This window comes from Pseudonocardia pini (genome assembly GCF_013870575.1).
Taxonomy (GTDB): domain Bacteria; phylum Actinomycetota; class Actinomycetes; order Mycobacteriales; family Pseudonocardiaceae; genus Pseudonocardia; species Pseudonocardia pini.
The window spans coordinates 1-3,584 of record NZ_JACBXB010000590.1; the positions used below are offsets into that span (position 1 = coordinate 1).

Below are 3,584 nucleotides of genomic sequence, written 5' to 3' on the forward strand. Positions count from 1 at the left end.
CGCGGCCGCGTTCCTGGTGTCGGAGGCCACGATGGCCCAGCGCATCAGCCGCGCGAAGGCGACGATCACCGCCGCGGGTGGCCGGTTCGTGATGCCGGCCGAACCGGACCTCGCGTCCGTCCTGCGCGTGCTCTACGTGATGTTCACCGAAGGACACGTGACGGCGGTGGGCCCTGCCCTCGACCGCCCCGACCTGGCCGCCGAGGCCATCCGGCTGACCCGCACGGTCCACGCGCTGCGCCCCGACGACCCGGAGATCGCGGGCCTGCTGGCGTTGATGCTGCTCACCGAGGCACGCAGGCCCGCCCGGACCACGGCGAGCGGCGACCTGGTGGAGCTGGCCGACCAGGACCGGGACCGCTGGGACCGCGCGCTGATCGCCGAGGGGATGCGGGTCCTGGTGGCCGCGCGGTCGCGCGGGGTGGTGGGGGTCTACCAGCTGCAGGCCTCGATCGCGGCCGTCCACACCGGGCCGCCGGACTGGCCGCAGGTCCTCGGCCTCTACGACCTCCTCCTGCGGCTCGACGACAGCCCGGTGGTCGCCCTGAACCGGGCCGTGGCCGTCGCGATGGTGCGGGGGCCCGAGGCCGGGCTCGCCGCGGTCGAGGAGGTCGCCCCGCGGCTGCCCGGCCACTTCCGGGTCGACGCCGTGCGCGGCCACCTCCACGAGATGCGCGGCGAACGGGCCGCGGCCGCGGAGCACTACGCCGCCGCGGCCCGGCGCACCACGAACCTGGCCGAGCAGCGCCACCTGACCCTGCGTGCCGCCCGCGCCGGACGCTGAGCGCCCGCTCCCGGCGCACGAGGCGCCGCTGGTGCCGACCCCACAAGCGAACGGCACTCTCGCTCACACCTACTGAGCGAGAGTGCCGTTCGCTCACAGGTGTTTGAGGGCCTCGCGGCGGGAGAGCGGGGAGAGGTCGGGGTGGGCCTCGACGAACTCCCGCACCCACAGGGGATCGGTGCGGGCGTGCTGGCGCAGCGCCCAGCCGATCCCCTTGCGCAGGAAGAAGCCCTCGTCCTTGAGGCTGGCCTCGATCGCGTCCGACAGCAGCCCGACGTCCGTGGCCTCCTTGGACTGCAGCTGGCAGATGATCGACGCGCGGCGCAGCCAGGGATCGGGGTCGGTCGCCCACTGCCGCATGACGGGCACCACGCGCGCCGGGTCCTCCCGGACCAGCGGCCCCACCAGCCGCGACGAGATCTCGTCCACGTGGTCCCACCACGCGCCGGACACCAGCCAGTGCCGGTAGCGCGGCAGCCAGTCCGCGTCCGGCCAGCGGGCGTAGGAGCGGTACCCGCACAGGGCGGTGGCGAGGTAGCGCTCCTCGCGGAACCCGGCGCCGTCCCACAGCGCGTCGGCGACCGCGGCCAGCGCGCCCGGGGTCGGCGGCGGGTCCCCGACGACGCACTCCCGCAGGATCCGCGCCCGAACCGGTTGCGCGACACCGAGGAACGGCATCGCGGACTTCATGTACGCCTGCATGGTGGGTGCGGCGACGGGATCGGCCGCCGCGCGCAGGGCGGCGCGCAGGGCGTCCACCAGAGGGGTCATGAGGCGAGCCTAAGGCCGTGGCGGCGGGCGTCACAGCGGAACCCGCTTTGCATGAGATTGCACCACGCTGCATAATCATCCGCGTGGTACGGATCGCAGTGGCGGGAGCCAGCGGGTACGCCGGGGGAGAGCTGTTGCGGCTCCTCCTGCAGCACCCCGATGTCGAGATCGGCGCGGTGACGGCGGGCGGCAACGCGGGTCGACGACTGGGTGAGTTCCAGCCGCACCTTCCCCCGTTGGCCGACCGCGTGCTGGGTGAGAGCACGGCGGAGGTCCTCGGCGGGCACGATGTCGTCTTCCTCGCGCTGCCGCACGGGAGGTCCGCGGAGATCCCACGAGCAGCGCGAGGTCCGCGAAGCTCAGGCCCAGCCCCGTGGCCACCACCGGGAGGAACGGGAGCAACGCCCGCGAGCCGCCGTCGACCCCGATCCGGCCGAGCACCAACCCCGTCAGCGCCCGCCGGGCCATCGCACCGTTCATCGTTCGGCCTCCCGGAGGGAGAGGCGGTCGCCGCCGGTCCACGTACAGCCCGTTCCACCGAACGGTCGTCGCCGTAGGGTCTGCTCCCGTGCGCCTCGCGACCTGGAACGTGAACTCCGCGAAGTCCCGGCTGCCCCGGCTGCTGCCGTGGCTGGACGAGCGGGCCCCGGACGTCGTCTGCCTGCAGGAGACCAAGCTGTCCGACGCCGACTGGGCGGCCGAGCTGGACGGTCCGCTGGCCGAGCGGGGCTACGCGGTGGCGCACCACGGGCAGGGGCGGTGGAACGGGGTGGCGCTGCTGTCCCGGGTGGGGCTCGACGACGTCGTCCGCGGCCTTCCCGCCGAGCCGGTCTTCGAAGGCGGCGCGCCGGACGCCCGCGCGATCACCGCGACCTGCGGGGGACTGCGGGTCACGTCGGTCTACGTGCCCAACGGCCGCACGCCCGACGACCCCCACTACGGCTACAAGCTCCGCTGGCTGGAGGCGTTGCGGCACATGGTGTCCGCCGGGGACCCGAGCACCACGGTGGTGGCCGGTGACATGAACATCGCGCCCACCGACGAGGACGTCTGGGACCCGGCCGTCTTCGTCGACTCCACCCACGTGACCCCGCCGGAGCGCGAGGCGCTGGCGGCCCTGGAGGCGACGGGGCTGGCGGACGTCGTGCGGGACCGATGGCCCACGGAGCGCGTCTTCTCCTACTGGGACTACCGCGCGGGCCGCTTCCACAAGGACCTCGGGATGCGGATCGACCTCGTGCTCTGCGGGGCGGACCCGGCGGGGCGCGTGCAGGCGGCCTGGATCGACCGCAAGGCGCGCAAGGGCTCCGGGCCGAGCGACCACGCGCCGGTGATGGTCGACCTGGACACGGCACCGGACGGCGACCTCGGGCCCGTCGTGCCCCCGCCGTCGGCTCCGGCGGCACGCCCGCGCCGCTGAACGGCCTCTGTTCCCCCGCCGAACGGGCGGCAATCGTTGCGGCCGCACGAACCACACGATCGGCGTCCGTCCGGTTGCGGGGGGTCGTTGCGCCACGATACTCGGCGGGTGACTTCAGCTCGGGGATCGATCATGACCGCACGCACGACCCGCATCGCCGCGGGCACCACCCTGGCCGCGCTGGCCCTGACCGGCGCCGTCGCCTGTTCCTCGCCGAGCGACCAGGCGCCCGCGAACCCGACCGGAGACGCCGCCCCGCCCCAGGGTGGGCCCGCGGGCCAGGTCGGCGACGCCACGCGGACGGCCTTCGGCCAGGCCAACCAGGGCGCGCTCGCGCTGGTGGCGCTCGGTGGACTGGGGACGGAGAAGGGCGTCGGCGACCAGGTGAAGGGCCTCGCTCCCGACCTCACCACGCAGGGGCAGGCACTGCTCGACCAGGTGAAGCAGGCCGCCACGGCCGCGGGCGTGACCCTCGGCGACCAGCTCGACGCCCAGCAGCAGGCCCTCGTCGCGGACCTGCGGTCCCGCACCGGGCAGCCCTTCGACACCGCCTGGCTCCAGGCGGCGCAGTCGTTGGTTCAGCAGGCGCGGGACGCCGCGAACGCGGTG

The 3,584-nt window shown here is 74.6% G+C and carries 4 protein-coding genes and 1 pseudogene; 4 read left to right on the forward strand and 1 reads right to left on the reverse strand.

Annotated elements, in window-relative coordinates; genetic code table 11:
• Positions 1-784: RNA polymerase sigma factor (locus tag H5J29_RS25315; protein WP_312858399.1), on the forward strand; the 784-nt coding region annotated here is incomplete at its 5' end.
• 93 nt (positions 785-877) lie between these two features.
• On the opposite strand, the gene H5J29_RS25320 is transcribed toward H5J29_RS25315, so the two are convergent.
• Positions 878-1,555 carry a DNA alkylation repair protein gene (locus H5J29_RS25320; protein ID WP_181783529.1) on the reverse strand — a complete coding sequence of 226 codons (678 nt, stop codon included), beginning with the start codon at positions 1,553-1,555 and terminating at the stop codon, positions 878-880.
• An 83-nt stretch (positions 1,556-1,638) separates the two neighbouring features.
• Between H5J29_RS25320 and H5J29_RS25325 the strand changes: the two are divergent.
• From H5J29_RS25325 to H5J29_RS25335, 3 genes and pseudogenes are all read left to right on the forward strand, one after another.
• A pseudogene (locus tag H5J29_RS25325) lies at positions 1,639-1,887 on the forward strand (N-acetyl-gamma-glutamyl-phosphate reductase); the annotation flags it as partial.
• A 236-nt stretch (positions 1,888-2,123) separates the two neighbouring features.
• Positions 2,124-2,975, forward strand: coding sequence for an exodeoxyribonuclease III (locus tag H5J29_RS25330; RefSeq protein ID WP_181783530.1), 852 nt, complete (start codon positions 2,124-2,126; stop codon positions 2,973-2,975).
• 132 nt (positions 2,976-3,107) lie between these two features.
• Positions 3,108-3,584: DUF4142 domain-containing protein (locus H5J29_RS25335; protein WP_181783531.1), on the forward strand; the 477-nt coding region annotated here is incomplete at its 3' end.